Here is a 14710-nt window from a genome sequence, read left to right as displayed (position 1 = left end):
GCTTCACGCCTGTCTACGGCCGAGGTTCCCACGACCGACCCGCCCACAATCTGGCGCCTCAGCCACCACGTGGTCATTTCACTGAGAAAACGTCAGTCACCACCCATGTGACTTGTCGAACCACTGCACTGTAGGCCCGCTTCGTGAGGCCTTACGACAAAAGCCAAGGCCGCCCCCTGGTGCTTCTGGGCGGAAGCAGGGAGCGGCCTTCTGCTCAAACACAAGGAGACCCTCATGCTCGTCAACTTCAGGATAGACCTGCCGTGTATGAGCGTGGCCTTCGTGGCCACGCTGGTGCTGGGCGTCGTGCTGGTGATGTCCCCCTCGGCCCAGACGGCCGTCCTCCAGGAGGAGTGGCTGCTCCCGGCTGTCACCTGCCTCCTGATCGGTGTACGGCCCGGCGAGAGGGGGCAGCGATGACATCGCGCGATCTCGTAGCGGCATGCCCGCAGTGCGGGGAGAACACCTCGCGCTTGACCTACACTGAGCTCGTCGTCACCTGCGACGACGACTTCAAGGTCGCAGAGTGGTCTGAGTGTGGACGGTGTCACCGCTGGCTCGCCTTCCACATCCGGCGCGATGGAGAAGAGCGCCCCTGGCAGTAGGCACCCCGCGCACGGACTGCCCGTAATCGCTTCGGGGCGTGTTGGCCTGCGACACGCCCCGAAGTCGTTACCGAGGCAAGTTGGACCGGCGAGGTCTGATGCAAATTCGGGTGACAGGTTCGGTCACGCGGCCTGGAGGGTCGGCGTGGACATGACGGTCTCGAATTCGATGGGGGTCAGCCTCCCAGGGTCTTTGAGAAGTCTCGAGGTGGGCGGTTCGCCTGCTGAGCAACGGATATGACGAATTGTCGGCTCCTGCCCGCGGCGACCCTGGACGCAGAGCAGGCATGGCCGCTGGTGATCATGTGGGTGTCGAGTCCGTATGAGCACCGAGCGAGTCCATGTCTGCGCGCCCATCTTCCCGCATGCCGTCATGCCTCCGGCAACTGGGGGACGTCCGGCCCAGCCTTGCTGGAGACAGCCGCTGACCTGCGGAGTCATCTGGCCACGGTGCCTGACCCGCGGGCCCGTCGCGGCATCCGTCACCCATGGGCGGCCCTGCTCACCGCTGCGGCCGCCGCCGTCCTGGCCGGTGCCGCCTCGGTCACGGCGATCGGCGAGTGGGTCGCCGACGCCCCGCAGCGCGTCCTGGCCCCGCTCGGTTTCCGGCCCGACCCGCTGACCGGCCTGATCCGCCCGCCCCACGCCACGACCGTCCACCTCGCCCTGGCCGCCGCGGACGGCGACGCCCTCGACCGCGCCATCGGCGACTTCCTCCAGAAACGCAAGGCCCCGGCCCCGGGACGAAAGGTCATCGCCGTCGACGGCAAGACACTCCGCGGCTCCCGCACCACAAAACAGCCGGCCACCGCCCTGATCGCCGCCATGACCCACAGCGGCCAGGTCCTCACCCAACGACAGATCGACGGGAAGAGCAACGAGATCCCGGCCTTCGCCCCGCTCCTGGACGGCCTCGACCTGACCGGTGCCGTCATCACGGCGGACACCCTGCACACCCAGCACGACCACGCCGCCTACCTGCACAAACGCGGAACCCACTACCTGGCCGTCGCAAAGCGTAACCACCCCGGACTCCACGAGCGGGTCCGCCGACTTCCCTGGCGCGACATCCGCCTGGACCACATCGAGCGCACCCGGGCCCACCACCGCGACGAGATCCGCCGCCTGAAGACCGCCGCCTTCGCCCACCACGACTATCCCCACGCCCGCCAGGCCCTCCAAGTCGTGTGCTGGAGACGGGACCTGGGCACGGGCAAGCAGACGATCGAGCGGATCCACCTGGTCACGAGCCTGCCGCCCGGCGCGGCCACCGGCAGCCAGCTCGCGGCCTGGATCCGCGGCCACTGGCGCATCGAGAACCAGCTCCACCACGTCCGCGACCGCACCTCCCACGAGGACGCCTCAAAGATCCGCACCCGCCACCTGCCCCGCGTCATGGCCGGCCTGCGCAACCTCGCCATCGGCGTCCACCGCCAGGACGGCCACACCAACATCGCCGCCGCCCTCCGCCACACCGCCCGAAACCCCCTGCGGCCCCTCACCGCCCTCGGACTGACCTGACGAACCCGGACACAAGATCACTTCTCCAAGACCCTGCCGGGGCCCCGACAGGGCGCACCGCCGAATCGGGGGTGCACTGTCCTGAGCGGTAGTTGCATACTCACCGCATGGCATCGCCCTGTGACCGTTTCCGGGATCCGTGCAGCACCGAGTACGACTTCATCGATTTGATCCTCGTACGCTGCTCAGGTTGCGAGAAGGCCGCTCACATTGTTCCAGCGCCCGAGGCCTCCGGTTGCGGAGGCCGGATCCTGTTCAGGCCGCGACGCCTGGTCTGCCGTGGCTGTGGACTGTCACGGCAGTGGAGCGGGCGTGTTGCCGTACTCCCTACCAGCACAGCGCAACCAGCGACGGACCCGTACTTTGGCAGGCCATTGTGGCTTCAGACCTCAACCCGGCACGGGTGGTTGTGGGCGTACAACCTCGAGCACCTCGGCTTCATTCGCCGTCTCGTTCAGGCCTCGCTGCGGGAACGAGCACCCTGGCACGGCACCGGACAGAAGGAGACGTTAGTGACCTACCTTCCGACGTGGATCAAGCGAGCGAAGAACCGAGACGAGATCCTGCGTGCCGTCAACCGGATCCATGCCTCAGTGGCTGCCGCCTGACCTGCCTACCAGCGTCCCGCTGCTCCGCACGTCAGGCCGCCGAGCGAAGCTGGTCCAGTTCGCCGCCGATCGCGTCCCGCAGCACGTCATGCCGGGGACCGAGCCTGAACTCCTCGTCGGTCCACTGGTCACGCGAATAGTGCCACACAGGTTTGCCCACCACATCGGCCGGCTCCCACTCGAATCGCGGCCAGACATGCGCATGCAAGAACGGGTCCGTATTGCCCAGGATCTCCAGGTTGACCCGCCGGAAGGCCGGATCCAGCCGCTGACAGGCACGTTCCACCGCTTCACCGAGCTGGTCCATGTCAGACAGGAACGACAGCCGCTTCGACCTGGGCAGATCCGACAACCGCTGCACACCCGGTTCATCCACGAGCAGCACCGAGTAGCCCGGCAGGAACTGAACGTCACCGATCACCGCGAACCCCGCCGTCAACCGCCGCAAGACGGTCGGGTTCTCACCTCTGAGCGCAGTCCCGATCCGATCCGTCCGCCAGTCATCAGTCATGGCCAGAACCTACATTCCGGTGATCAAGGATCGCCCGCGCGGTCCCCACCCTCCTTACCGAGTTCACAGACGAAGCAAGTGGGTCGATGAGCGGCCTCAGTCCTGGTGCGGCCGGTTCGTAGGTGACGTGGTGGTCCGGGCAGGCGGCCGCCGTCTCGGTCAGGGCTACCACCTCGACGTCGACTGGCTGGACAGTTCCCTGCTGCCTCTCGTCGCGCAGGGCGGCGTGGACGATCGCCGGGGCGCAGGAGGTGCAGCGGTCCCCGCGTAATGCCGCGATCGTGGCTTCGTTTGACGGAGCAACTCCATACAGCGGGCCCGGGGACGTCATGGCAGATCCCCTCGGGGCCCGTGGTGCGACGAGGGGCCCGTGCGGGCTTCAGGGGATCAGCACGCAGTGATTCTCGATGACCCGGCCACCGCGGTCGAGACCGCCGCAGACGGCCAGCCTCAGGTACGCCCTGATCTCCTGGTTGACGACGAACCGCCACCGCGAGACGTTCGCCTTGCTCCCCCGGTAGTCACCGACGAACGCACGCAGCGTCCCCGGCAGACCGTCCCTCGCAGTGACGGTGATGTCCTGGACGTAGTCGCTCCGGGCATCCGGCCGCCACCTCAGCCAGGGCCGCCGCTTCGGTATCGTCCGCCGACAGCGCCCAGCGCAGCTTCGTGCCCACCCACTCGGCGACGTGCCGGCAGCGCACCTCGCCCGCGGGCGGCAGCCACTGGGCAGGTTCCTGATCGGCCTTGGACCGGCTCGACCGCGCAGTGACCGCGACCAGACTGGCCGCTGCGCCCGGTCGTTGGCGTATGGCTCACGGCGCTGCGCCGAACAGACGGAGGCGCCGCTGTCCCAGCTCTCCGCGAGCGGCACCATGTGTTATCCGCACCCTGTCTGTGGTGCCGCTGACGTCCGTGGCGTGGAGTGGTGAACCGCGTCCTTTCTGTGAGCGGTGCGTTATCCGGTGCAGCGATGAGATGCCGCTGACAGCGACGACAGAGGGGGCGCCGGTGGCGAGTACGCAACGGGTGGTCATGGACGAAGGCGTGACGTGGACGGTCGTCGGCGAGGACTACCGTGTCGCGGAGCCGGTTGAGCAGTACCTGGAGTACCTGAGATCGAGGGACTGCTCCCCCAACACCCTCAAGAGCTACGCGCGAGGCCTCGCCTTGTGGTGAACGTTTCTGGAGCGGCGGACGCAGGCGTGGGATGCGATCGGAGTTACTGAACTCGACACTTTTGTCGGGCAGTTGCGTCGCGGAAGCGTGGCTGAGGATGTGGTGCCGATCCGTGAGGGCACGAAGGCGGCCGATGCGACCGTGGCGAGCCGGGCTCGCGCGGTCCTGGGCTTCTACCGCTACCACGCGGCTCGCGGGGTCGAGGTCGCGGGACGGCTGTACGAGACGGTGCGGGCCCGGCCGGGAAGCTACCTGCCGTTCCTGGAGCACGTGGCGCGCAGGACCGGACGGCGTTCGAGCGTGGTCAAGATCCGTGTACGTGCGAAACCGGTGCCGGTGCTGCTGCCTGATCAGATGGCAGCGATCCGCGAGGCGGAGGCGACCTGGGACTCGGCGGGCGCGGTCTGGTCGGGTGAACTGCGATACCGCCTGTTGTGGACCCTGCTGGAGGAGACCGGCCTGCGGCTCGGCGAGGCCCTTGGCCTGCGGCACCGCGACTGGAAGACCGGCACGGGTACGACCGCGCAGGTCGAGGTCGTCCACCGTGAAGACCATCCGTACGGCCTGCGGGCCAAGAGCGGCCACCGACGCGTCTTCATCGGCTCCGCCCTGGACCGCCTTTACGGGGACTGGGTCTGGGCGCTGTGCGAGGCAGGCGCCGATGTCGATCTGGACGACTGGGACGACGCGTACATCTTCTGCAACCTGCACCGCGGACGCCGGTTCGCGCCGCTCAGGGCGGAGAGCGTCTACAAGCACCTGGCCGCACGGAAGCAGCACGTACCCGGCCTGCCGCAGGACATGACACCGCACTGGTACCGACACACCCACGCCACAGCCCTGCTGCTGTCGGGCGTGCCCATGCACGTGGTCAGCCGGAGGCTCGGCCACGCCGACATCCAGACCACGATCAACACGTACGCCCACGTGACCGAGGACGCCGAGCTGCGTGCGTGTGCGGACTGGCAGAAGATCACGCAAGCCTGGGGGAGCCGCCATGAGGGCTGAGCAGCCTGTCCCTGCCGTAGCCGACGCAGCGACGGTCCCGGCCGCACGCGCGCCGGAACGCAAACGGCGGGAGAAACGTGATCCGCGCCTGTCCGTGGCGAGTCTGTTCAGCGAGGAGAAGGCGAGACGGTTGTGGGACAGCCTGCCGGAGGAGCACAGGCAGGACCATTTCGACTCGACCAACATGCCCACGGACTACCTTCAGGCGTTCAGTACGCGGACGACCGACAAGAAGCGCGGCTGGTTCACCCAGTCGCTGAGCCTGCGGGGGCTGCAGGAGCCCATGCTGTGGGAGCTGGCGTGGTGCGTGCACCAACAGGTCGCCGACGGATACGCCGTCAACACCACACGGATGGGAGAGCTGCGTCGTGGGCTCGTTCTTGCGGTCGAGCACGGCAGCCAGGCTGCGAGGGCGGCGAAATCGCTCACGGCGTTGACACACGAGGAGTGGGGGCGAGAGGTCCGCGGGGCGTTGATGCGTATGAATGCCTCGGTCAACGCCTATCTGCCGGCGTGGGTCGAGAACGGCGTGAAGCACCTCCAGGACTGTCTCGCTCACGCCTACCACGATGGCGATTGGTGGCGTCTGAACGTCTGGAACCCGGCCCCGGACCGGCGTGTCCCGCAGAGGGAACACGAGCCACACGGCCGTGCGGTCGCCAACTTCAGTCAGTTGACCTCGGACTGGCTCCGCGAGGCCGCGAAATGGTGGCTGTCGGCCCAGCTTTCGACGGAGCGCTACGTCTGGTCGTCGGTGAAGAGCCGGTTGGACCACCTGAAGTGGTTCCAGTGGTACATCGACCAGGCCGGGTGTGCCGTCCCTCAGCTGGTGGAATCCCCTGGGCAGCTGCGGCCGTGGCCGCGCGGATTCGTGGACTCGCTCAACAGTCACACCGTGATGACCGGGCCGAACAAGGGCGGCAAGCTCGCAAAGAACAGCCGTCGGGGCCCGCTGGTGACCATTGAGGCGTTCTACCGCTGGATGTACGACAACAGTGCCGAGGCCGCCTCCGTGCTCGGCGACGCGCGATGGACGAGGCTCGGTCTCCAGCACACCGTGCTGTTCCGGCTGGAGGACAAGCCGCGGCTCACCAACCAACTCCCGGACGACATGGTTCTGGAGGAGGAGGTGGTCAGCAAGATCACCGCAGGCTCCGGACTGCTCGCGGCCCCCAAGCACGAGGGCGGCCTGGACGACAGGCAGGCGTTCCACGCGCTCATGCTGCTGGTCCGTACGGGGCGGCGCATGAACGAGGTCCTGATGATGGACTTCGACCCCTTGCTGCCGCTCGTGACGACAGGCACGCGGCAGAACAGCGAGCCGGACGGTTTCGTGGCCCGGCTCGTGTATCAGCAGACAAAGATCACCGGCGGTGATCCGCCGACCATCCCGGTCGACCAGGAAATCGTCGACATCATCTGCCGCCAGCAGGAGTGGGCCTGCGAATTCCTTGCAGCCCAGGGTGCTCCAGCGGGCACAAAACCGCGCTACCTCTTCCTGCAGACCAAGAACAACCGGCTCGGGAAGAGGCCGTATGCCTCGGCGACCTTCCACAGCAGACTTGGCGCGCTGACTGAGAAACTGGCGATCACCGACAGCGTCGGCCGCCCCGTCAAGATCTCCAGGACCCACACCTTCCGGCACACACGGGCGACCGACCTGATCAACGCCGGAGTCCCGATCCACGTCGTCATGCGCTATCTGGGACACGTCACCCCGGCCATGACCATGCATTACGCCAAGACCCTGGCCGTCACGGCCGAGCGTGAATTCCTCCGCTACAAGAAGGTCACGGCTGACGGCCGGACCACCGAGGTGAACCCGAGCGACCTCTACGACCTTCTCCACCTCGACCAGCGCGCGGACCGCGTACTTCCCAACGGCTGGTGCATGCTGCCACCCCGGCAGGTCTGCTCCAAGGGCAACACCTGCCTGACCTGCGACAAGTTCGTCACCGACGCCAGCCACCGCGATGAACTCCAACACCAGCTCAGCGAGACCGAAGCACTGATCGCCCGCCGCCAGACGCAGTTCACCGCCCGCCACGGCGAACCGATGGGCGAGGACAACATCTGGCTTGCCGGCCGCCTCGCAGAAACCCGCGCCCTGACCAAGGTCCTGGTCGCCCTGGATCAGGTCAGCGTCCATGAAGACGGACAGCTCCGAGCAGTATGCGGCGCAGGCACTGCCGGCCGCCCCGAACCGCCGTCCACGCCCCCACAACAGGAGCCGACCGCATGACGCCGCTGCCCGAACACCTCCGCATGGCCACCCGCGCGCGAACCCAGGAGGCCGAGAAGCGAGCCCGCACCGCCCTCGACGGACTGGCCAAGGCGGGCAAACCCATCAGCTTCACCGCAGTGGCCCGCCGAGCCGGGGTGAGCACCGACTTCCTCTACCGGAGCCCGGAACTGCGGACACAGATCGAGCGACACCGTGCCAAGGGCGGGCCCGTTCCGGCAGCGCCTGCAGATCCACCGGGCGACTCCTCGACCTCTGCCGCGGTGAGGGCGCTGAGCGCCCGCCTCACACGGCAACAGGAGGCTCACTGTGAGGAGGTGACGAAGCTTCGCAAGGCCCTGGAAGTCGCGCAGGGTGAGAACCTCGACCTGCGTCGGCGGTTGGCGCGCTACGAGGCCGACTGAGGCCACGGAAAAGGATGTGTCCCTCGGATCAACGCTCCCTTAGGGTCGCGGCATGAGCGACCGGATACAGGAGATCGTGACGCGACTGCCCGACCTGAAGAAGGTCACCGAGGTGTGGGACACGGCCGAGCGCAGGCTTGCCCAGGGTGATGCCGAGTTCGTGGCCGATCTCGGCATTGCCCTGGCCGACCGATACGGTTCCTCCGCCGCTCAGATCTGGCAGTACCGCAGTGTCTTCGACCGCCTTCTCCGCCTGCTGACCATGGCTCCAGGTCCCGAACACGTCGAGCAGGCGGTGCGGCTCGTGGCCGCTGCCTCGCCCGGCCATCGGAAGCTGGCTCGCTACGCGGCTTCACTGCTCGCCGAGAGCCGGACACCACACGAGCTGACCTTCGTCTTCGCAGGTGGCAGCTCACGCGCCGCGGCCTCGGAGGAGCTTCGGTTCTGCCTCGTCCACGAACTGGTGCTCAGAGGCGTCACGATCGCGGAGTCGCCGGCGATCGAGGCGTGGGCGACGTCGCCGCACTGGCGTCATCATCCGCTTGCCTGGCTGCCGCTGAAACTGTCGGCGATCGAGGATGCACCGCTCCTGCCGAGTTACTCAGTGGATGGGGGCAGCTTCTCGATGCCTTATGGGCCCCAGGACGGCCCTGGCGTCACGCTGGGCAGCGTCACACACCTGCCGCAAGTGGCCGATACGACGACGGAAGAATTCAGCGAGGCCGCTGCTGCAGCGGTGGCCAACTGGGCCGAGGAGTCCAACGGCCGCAGCGAAACCGGAACGTACGACCTGGCTGAGCCGGTCGAGACGGAACGCATTCCCGACCTGTTGGCGACGCTGGAACTGAAGTGCCTGAACGGGGTGGGTCCGCGTAAACGCCTCGCCCTCTCCTCCTGCCGAGCGGAACACGCGTGGCGCATGCTTTTCGCAGCGGCATCGACCGGTGGTGCGTACAACAACGGTGAGTACGGCGCTTACGGACGACTGGCCGCCTGGCGTTCCGTCGCGGCTTTGTCCGGAACGTCCACGGCCGTACCGTTCAGTGAAGTGGAACGAAACGCCCAGGCATGCGACTGGTACAGCTTCGATGCCGCCACAAAGTGGTTCGAGCGCGTGGCCTGGGACATAGGGCTGGTCTCCGTCGCCCCCGGGGCCCGGCGAATGGCCGTCCTGGCCGCCACGGACACCGACTGACCCCGACAAGGGGATTGGATCACCCGTCGGTCTCTTGGGCTTTGTCGTGGTGGATCAGCTCGGTCATCTTCAGCAGGAGGCGGAGGTACGCAAACGCCTGGGGGAAGACCCACGGACAGCCCAGTTCGGCAACGTGCCGACGCAGCTCCGGAAGGCACTTCGTGATGACGTCCTGTCGACCGATGTCAAGATCCCCGTTATTCGCGAGGTAGGCGGAGACGCAGCCGGCCAGCCAAGTGTCCAGCTCGGCCAGGGTTCCCTTGCTGCCGGCTGGAACGTCGGGAAAGGGGGATTGGTAGTGGGTGGCCCAGAGCCGCCTGACCTCGCCGAATACCGCCTGCTTCCCTTCGGGACCGGGCCATCTCCACCCGAGCAGGTAGCGAACCTCCGCCTGGCGCGGAGTCCGCTGGTGCTGGGCCTTGTCGGCTCTGCGACGATCTGCGAACGACTCCATTTCCCTCAGCCATACCGTGCGGCTGGCCTCCAGCTTCTCCAAGGCGTGAAGCAGTGCCGTTTCGTGGTTCCTGAGGTCGCCTGCCGTGCTCAGGTATGACCACGTTCCGTGGAAGCCGAGCGGGCAGTAGCAGCCCACTGCATCCCTCAGAGCTCGGTAGCGCCTTGCCGAAAGGAAGGTCACGGTCACGAACGTGCCGGGCAGGCACGCGGAAGCTCATGCGGTGATCATCTCACGGCCGTCAGTTGTCGGCGATATGCCGCTGACGTATTGAACTGCAAAAGTATCGACTCAGATCGTCGCGGCTACGGATACGAGGTGGTCGATGTCGAGGCCGGATGCCGACGTCACCCATACCTGGTCGTAGCAGGAGAACCGCAGGCCGCCCGACAGGGCGCACCGCGATCCGACCGTCGGCGGCTCGACGGCCTCGTCCAGGAGGACCTCGTTGCGGGTGGGGCAGCCGTCCGTGGGGTTGTCGTCGGAGTTCCAGTGGCGGAAGGCGTCGCGGGTGTAGCCCTCCCGGGACTCGTCCGCCACCGGCACGGCAGCGATCGCCTCGGTCAGGGACAGGGTTTCCGCCGCGTGGACGGGAGTGGAGACGGTCAGGGTCAGGACGGCGAGGGAAGCGGCGGCCAGGCCGCGCAGTACAGCTGAGCATGCACCGTTGATAACGGCCCCCTGGAGGCGCTCTGAGGCGTTCGGCGAGTGCGCCGCCCGTGTGGGTGCAATCGTCGTACCAGCAGCAACCGCCGGTGTCACACGGGGGTGCCGTAGCTGCCCACAGCCGTGCCACGGCGTCCCGTCCCCGAAGTCGTCTGCGCCCTGCACAAGCCACAGCAGCGCTACCCGGACCTGGCGCCGACGGTGGCGCCGCTCATCACCGGGCTTGTGCAGTGCGTGGAGACGCTGTGGAAGGATCCGGACGAGGGGATCTGGGATATCCGTGGACAGCGCCGTCACTTCGTTCACTCCTCTCGCTCCCGTCCGAGCCGTACCGGGGCCTGCGTCCCGGGCAGTCCTCAGCAGCGTCTCTGCATCTGGATGTCGCCCCCACCCCAACCGGCGGCTGAAGCCAACGCATAGAGCCTCCACCGGTCCCGGAGCGCTTCACAACTCGGCTGCACCGCGATGATCGGGTGATGACAGACCGCCGTCCCCTGAGCACCGGATCCGCGTCCTCCGGGGACTGGAGCTCACTGGTCCACCTCGCTGGACTCCGGAGGGGGTGCCTGCGGCACTCGCCGAGGCATTCAGCCATCGGCTGGACTATCGCACCACATGGCCGGTGACTCTGATCGGTCGCCGTAAGATTCTTCTCGTCACTGGGTGCTTCGCCCCCGTTCAGACATGCTTCGGAGCGGTTGTGGCGCGGGTGAGGGGTTCGGAGTGGTGGACGTGGACGGCGCGGGATTCGGTGCCTTGTTGCGGCGGCGGCGGTTGGAGGCGTCGCTGACGATCGAGGCGTTGGCGGAGGCGTCGGGGGTGAGTGTCCGCGGGATCGGGGATCTGGAGCGGGGACGGCGGGCGGCCCCCCAGCGGGGAACGGTGGCCGCGCTGGCGGCGGGGTTGGGGCTGGGTGAGGAGGAGCGGGAGAGGTTCCTGGCGGCTGCCCGGTCCGGCCGCAACCCCCGGCACAGTCCGGCAGGCGTGCACGCCTTTCCCCGCGGCATCGAGGACTTCGTCGGCCGGGAGGCGGAGCTGGCACGGCTCGCGTCGCTGGCCGGGCGGACACCCACCGGACAGCCGGTGGTGGTCGCGGTGTCCGGACCGCCGGGAGCGGGCAAGACGACCCTGGTGCTGCACGCCGCCCGCGAACTAACCGAGTGCTTCCCCGACGGACAGCTGATGCTCGAACTGCGGGGCATGGACGACACCCCGCCGGACCCGGCCGAGCTGATGCTCCGCGTGCTGAAGACGCTGGGAGTGGCCGACCGGGATCTGGCGAAGGCTGGCCCGCAGGGCCACCCGGAGCTGTACCGGCAGGTGCTGGCCGAGCGGCGCTGCCTGCTGGTGCTGGACAACGCCCGCGACGAGACCCAGGTCCGTCCGCTCCTGCCCGGCGCCGGTGGGACCATGGTGCTGATCACCAGCCGGAGGATGCTCACCGGCCTGGAGAGCATCCACCGACTCTCCCTCGGTGAGCTCTCTCCCACCGAAGCCGCCACCTTCCTGACCGCCCTGGTCGGGCGGGAACGCGCGGACGCCGACCCGGCCGCGCTCGCCGAGGTCGCCCACCGCTGCGCGCACCTGCCGCTGGCCCTGCGGGTGGCGGGCAACTGGCTGGCCACCCGCACCGGCTGGACGGTACGCCGCCTCGCCGACCGCCTCGCCCTCGAGGAGCGCCGCCTGGACACCCTGACCGCCGGCGACCTGCGCCTGTCGGCGGCCTTCGACCTGTCCTACCGCCAGCTCACCCCCACCGCAGCCCGCATGTTCCGGCTCCTCTCCCTGGTCGACGGTCCCGATGTCAGTGCCGTTGGCGCCGCCCAGCTGGCCGGGCAGCCCGTGTTCGACGCCGAGGACACCCTCGAAGAGCTCGTCGAGACCGGCCTCCTGGGCACCCACCAGGACCGCTACCGCCTCCACGACCTGCTGCGCCTGTACGCTCGCAACCGACTGCACGTAGAACCCACCGAGGGCATCGAGGCAGCCCGGTCGGCTCTTCACCGCTGGCTGCTGGAGACCGCCGTCGTGGCGGGCCGCTGGTACGAGCCCGACCACGGCGCCCCGTCCGCCACCTGGCAGGGCACCGTCGACCTGTCCACCGCCGAACACGCCCGCCGGTGGCTCCAGGCCGAGGGCGCCAACTGGCTCGCCGCCCTGCGCGCCGCCGCGACCGCGGGCGACCACGCCACCGTCGTGGAAGTCGCCGAAGCCCTCCACTGGTTCTCCGATCAGTGGGTTTTCTGGGGGCACTGGCCCGAAGTCTTCGGCACAGCGGCCCACTGCGCCCAGGCCCTCGGCGACCCGCTCCTGGAAGCCACCCACCTCAACTACCACGCCTGGGCCCTGCTGCTCTGCGAAAGCCGCCACCGCGACAGCCTCGACCGCTCCGCCCAGGCCCTCGCCGCCGCCCAGCGCGCCGGAGACCTTTCGCAGCAGGGCTGGTCCCACTTCTACAGTGCCTGGGCCATCGGTCTGCTCGGCGGCCACGCCGCGGCGGCACACCACAACCGTGAGGCAGTCCGGCTCTTCGAGGCCGTCGGTGACCTCCACGGCACCCTTCAGGCCATGACCAGTACCGCCTACAGCCTTCTCCTGGCGAGTCGGCACGAGGAATCGCTCGCGGAGAACCTACGCGCGCTCGCCTTCCTCGACCAGACCGGGGACGGCATCGAACCGCATATCGCGGATTTCGCCCGCACGAACCTGGAGATAAACATCGGCCGGGCCCACACCTACCTCAAGAACTGGCCCGAGGCCACCGCCCATCTCCGCACGGCCGTGGGCCTCGGGCGTAACAGCGGCAACAATGGCTTGGAAAGCCGTGCCCTGTCCCATCTCGGCAACGCCCTACTGGCCGCCGGGCACCGCGACGAAGCCCGCAAGACCTTCGACCAGTGCCTCGCCCTCGGCACGGCGGCCGACCCCCAGTGCATCACCGAGGCCAGGGCACGACTCGCCGAGCTCGACTCGCCGCGGTGAGCGCATTCCTGCAGGCCAGAGCCGCCGACCGGAGCACAGCAAAGGCCCGGTGGCGGGCGATCGCCGTCGACGGGAAACAGGTGCGCGGCTCGCGAGCGGCCGGCGGGGCGGTGTGGCTGCTGGCCGCGATGGGCCACACCGGAACCGTCCTCGCCCAGCGGCAGGTCGACACGAAGAGCAACGAGACACCCGCGTTCGTCCCGCTTCTGGACGGCCTCGACCTGGAGAACGCCGTCATCACCGCGGACGCGGCCCACACCCAGCACGCCAACGGCCTCTGGCTGCGTGAGCGCGGCGTCCACTACATCGCCGTCGTCAAGGACAACCACCCCGGCCTGCTCAAGCAGCTGAGAACACTGCCGTGGACCGAGAACGCCCTGGACCACAAGGACCGAACCCGGGGCCGGGGCCGGCTCGAGGTCCGACACCTGAAGACGGCCGCGTTCCGGCACCTCGACTATCCCGGCGCCCGCCAGGCTCTACGCGTCATGCGCCGGCGCAGGGACCTGACCAGCGGCGGAACCACAATCGAGTGGCTGTACTTCGTCACCAGCCTCCCGCCCGGCGCTGCATCCGGCGCCCGGGTCGCGGACTGGATCCGCGGTCACTGGAAGATCGAGAACCAGCTCCACCACGTCCGCGACACGACCTTCGCCGAGGACGCCTCCACCATCCGCACCGGCAGCCTGCCCCACATGATGGCCACCCTGCGCAACCTCGCCATCAGCGTCTACCGCCAGGACAGTCACACCAACATCGCAGCCGCCTGCCGCTGCACCGCCCGCGACCCACCACGGCCCCTGACAGCCCTCGGAATCACGTGATCAACCGGACAGATCGACTACACGCAAAGTCCCCACGTCAACCGGAACGATCCACCACAAGGCGAATTACGCGACCCGTCGACCAGGGCCTAGTGGCGCATATCTAACTTTCCCCTCCTTAAGGGGAATTGAAGGTTTTTCATGTGCTCTGCCACGTTATATTCGCCGCTTCCGGCGAACGCGAGCGAGCGGTGATCTCATGCGACGACCCGAGTACGACGCGGGCCAGGCCGCCAAGCGCCTGAAGGTGCCCGCAGCGAGCGGACCTGGGATTCGTCACGGGCATTGTCCAGCACCAGTAGGCAGCGCCGCTCGGCCAGCGCCTGTCGGTACAGCTCCGGATGCCTTGCGGGCCGGCCTCGGCAAGATCGCGGTCGGTCATCCCCAAGGGCCTTCAACACGCGCAGCATCAGCTCGGCCGCGCTGGGCTGGGTGTCGTCCATGCCGCGCAGGTCGAGCATCAGCTGCCCGTCGGGGAAGCGTTCGGCTACCTCGCGGGCGGCATGTGGAA

General features: G+C 68.1%; 13 protein-coding genes and 1 pseudogene. 10 read left to right on the top strand and 4 right to left on the bottom strand.

Annotated features, from left to right (window positions below; translation table 11 throughout):
* The first annotated feature begins 234 nt into the window (after window positions 1-234).
* The 3 genes from ACIRFH_RS28900 (at window position 235) to ACIRFH_RS28890 (ending at window position 2734) form a co-directional block, all read left to right on the top strand.
* On the top strand, window positions 235-420 hold the full coding sequence (locus ACIRFH_RS28900) for a hypothetical protein (RefSeq protein WP_403526915.1): 186 nt from the start codon (window positions 235-237) through the stop codon (window positions 418-420).
* Window positions 421-1055: 635 nt separating this feature from the next.
* Entirely contained in the window at window positions 1056-2126 is a 1071-nt protein-coding gene (locus ACIRFH_RS28895; protein ID WP_403526912.1) for an ISAs1 family transposase, read from the top strand.
* Between the two features lie 107 nt (window positions 2127-2233).
* Window positions 2234-2734: a hypothetical protein gene (locus ACIRFH_RS28890; RefSeq protein ID WP_403526910.1), complete on the top strand. Its 501-nt coding sequence runs from the start codon at window positions 2234-2236 to the stop codon at window positions 2732-2734.
* A gap of 31 nt (window positions 2735-2765) precedes the next feature.
* On the opposite strand, the gene ACIRFH_RS28885 is transcribed toward ACIRFH_RS28890, so the two are convergent.
* The gene (locus ACIRFH_RS28885) at window positions 2766-3245 is read right to left on the bottom strand and encodes a diadenosine tetraphosphate hydrolase (RefSeq protein ID WP_403526907.1); all 480 of its coding nucleotides are present in this window, start codon (window positions 3243-3245) and stop codon (window positions 2766-2768) included.
* A gap of 521 nt (window positions 3246-3766) precedes the next feature.
* Window positions 3767-4125, bottom strand: a pseudogene (locus ACIRFH_RS28880) (hypothetical protein); the annotation flags it as partial.
* 131 nt (window positions 4126-4256) lie between these two features.
* Here ACIRFH_RS28880 and ACIRFH_RS28875 point away from each other — a divergent pair.
* From ACIRFH_RS28875 to ACIRFH_RS28855, 5 genes are all read left to right on the top strand, one after another.
* Window positions 4257-4424 carry a hypothetical protein gene (locus tag ACIRFH_RS28875; RefSeq protein WP_403526904.1) on the top strand — a complete coding sequence of 56 codons (168 nt, stop codon included), beginning with the start codon at window positions 4257-4259 and terminating at the stop codon, window positions 4422-4424.
* 87 nt (window positions 4425-4511) lie between these two features.
* On the top strand, window positions 4512-5432 hold the full coding sequence (locus ACIRFH_RS28870; RefSeq protein ID WP_403526902.1) for a tyrosine-type recombinase/integrase: 921 nt from the start codon (window positions 4512-4514) through the stop codon (window positions 5430-5432).
* Complete coding sequence (locus ACIRFH_RS28865) at window positions 5422-7674, top strand: tyrosine-type recombinase/integrase (RefSeq protein ID WP_403526899.1); 2253 nt, start codon at window positions 5422-5424, stop codon at window positions 7672-7674. Before ACIRFH_RS28870 ends, ACIRFH_RS28865 begins: the two co-directional genes overlap by 11 nt.
* On the top strand, window positions 7671-8078 hold the full coding sequence (locus ACIRFH_RS28860) for a DUF6262 family protein (protein WP_403526896.1): 408 nt from the start codon (window positions 7671-7673) through the stop codon (window positions 8076-8078). Before ACIRFH_RS28865 ends, ACIRFH_RS28860 begins: the two co-directional genes overlap by 4 nt.
* A 52-nt stretch (window positions 8079-8130) precedes the next feature.
* On the top strand, window positions 8131-9273 hold the full coding sequence (locus tag ACIRFH_RS28855; protein WP_403526894.1) for a DUF6183 family protein: 1143 nt from the start codon (window positions 8131-8133) through the stop codon (window positions 9271-9273).
* 19 nt (window positions 9274-9292) lie between these two features.
* Here the strand turns inward: ACIRFH_RS28855 and ACIRFH_RS28850 are convergent, their stop codons facing one another.
* The gene (locus tag ACIRFH_RS28850; protein ID WP_403526891.1) at window positions 9293-9910 is read right to left on the bottom strand and encodes a hypothetical protein; all 618 of its coding nucleotides are present in this window, start codon (window positions 9908-9910) and stop codon (window positions 9293-9295) included.
* A 108-nt stretch (window positions 9911-10018) separates the two neighbouring features.
* Window positions 10019-10489, bottom strand: coding sequence for a hypothetical protein (locus ACIRFH_RS28845; protein WP_403526888.1), 471 nt, complete (start codon window positions 10487-10489; stop codon window positions 10019-10021).
* 627 nt (window positions 10490-11116) lie between these two features.
* Between ACIRFH_RS28845 and ACIRFH_RS28840 the strand changes: the two genes are divergently transcribed.
* Complete coding sequence (locus ACIRFH_RS28840; protein WP_403526885.1) at window positions 11117-13375, top strand: ATP-binding protein; 2259 nt, start codon at window positions 11117-11119, stop codon at window positions 13373-13375.
* Window positions 13372-14199: an ISAs1 family transposase gene (locus ACIRFH_RS28835; RefSeq protein ID WP_403526882.1), complete on the top strand. Its 828-nt coding sequence runs from the start codon at window positions 13372-13374 to the stop codon at window positions 14197-14199. Before ACIRFH_RS28840 ends, ACIRFH_RS28835 begins: the two co-directional genes overlap by 4 nt.
* Window positions 14200-14710 lie beyond the last annotated feature (511 nt).

It is taken from the genome of Streptomyces sp. NPDC093586 (genome assembly GCF_044764905.1).
Classification (GTDB): domain Bacteria; phylum Actinomycetota; class Actinomycetes; order Streptomycetales; family Streptomycetaceae; genus Streptomyces.
Note: the sequence above shows the minus strand (reverse complement) of the source record. Positions and strands in the feature narration are given on the sequence as shown.